Source organism: Janthinobacterium sp. BCJ23, assembly GCF_059617945.1.
In genome coordinates, this window is record NZ_JCAQAW010000023.1 from 1 (window position 1) to 1157 (window position 1157).

The following is a 1157-nucleotide window of genomic DNA, read 5'->3' on the forward strand; positions in this document are numbered from 1 at the left end:
CTTTTCGCCTTTCCCTCACGGTACTGGTTCACTATCGGTCGATTACGAGTATTTAGCCTTGGAGGATGGTCCCCCCATATTCAGACAGGATGTCACGTGTCCCGCCCTACTTGTCGTACGCTTAGTACCACCGGTCCGATTTCACATACGGGGCTATCACCCGCTATGGCTCCTATTTCCAGAGGATTCTGTTATCGGTCCGACTATCACGTACAGGCTCTTCCCATTTCGCTCGCCGCTACTTTGGGAATCTCGGTTGATTTCTTTTCCTGCAGCTACTTAGATGTTTCAGTTCGCCGCGTTCGCCTTGCATACCTATGTATTCAGTATGCAATACCCTAAAAGGGTGGGTTGCCCCATTCGGAAATCTGCGGATCAAAGTGTGTTTGCTCACTCCCCGCAGCTTATCGCAAGCTACTACGTCCTTCATCGCCTGTAATCGCCAAGGCATCCACCATGTGCACTTATTCGCTTGTCCCTATAACGTTAGCCTCTGAAGACAGAAGTCATCAAAGAGCGCTACAGGGATAAGAAAGTACAACGTTGTTGCTTGTTTGTTGATACATACAATCATTACCCATCGATTCGCTTTTTACGGCAAACCGATCAATAAATAATCTTTACTTCTTCCAGATTGTTAAAGAACGAAACAGCTTTGATCGCTAAAAGATCAAACCTAAACCACAGTCTTGTTGACCGGCTTACGTTTGTACTTTCGAGTAAAACTTTGGTGGAGGATGACGGGATCGAACCGACGACCCCCTGCTTGCAAAGCAGGTGCTCTCCCAGCTGAGCTAATCCCCCTGTGGGTATTACATTACTGGTAGGTCTGGCTGGACTAGCGTCCACCTTACCCCCGGGTCTGTTTTTGCTGGTAGGGCTGGTTGGACTCGAACCAACGACCCCCGCGTTATCAACACGGTGCTCTAACCAGCTGAGCTACAGCCCCAACGCGGAACTACTACGACTACTGTTTCTTCTTAATTAAACAGCCGATAAGTGTGAACATTTGATGCGTGAATCATTTACATGATTCGTGCAAACTCTAGAAAGGAGGTGATCCAGCCGCACCTTCCGATACGGCTACCTTGTTACGACTTCACCCCAGTCACGAATCCTACCGTGGTAAGCGCCCTCCTTGCGGTTAAGCTACCTAC

2 tRNA genes and 2 rRNA genes are annotated in these 1157 nt (G+C 48.7%); all 4 read right to left on the reverse strand.

The window, feature by feature from the left end:
• A 23S ribosomal RNA gene (locus tag AC54AG_RS28270) occupies positions 1–478 on the reverse strand; the annotation flags it as partial.
• A gap of 250 nt (positions 479–728) precedes the next feature.
• Positions 729–804, reverse strand: a tRNA-Ala gene (locus AC54AG_RS28275).
• A 68-nt stretch (positions 805–872) separates the two neighbouring features.
• A tRNA-Ile gene (locus AC54AG_RS28280) sits at positions 873–949 on the reverse strand.
• Between the two features lie 100 nt (positions 950–1049).
• Positions 1050–1157 (reverse strand): 16S ribosomal RNA (locus AC54AG_RS28285); the annotation flags it as partial.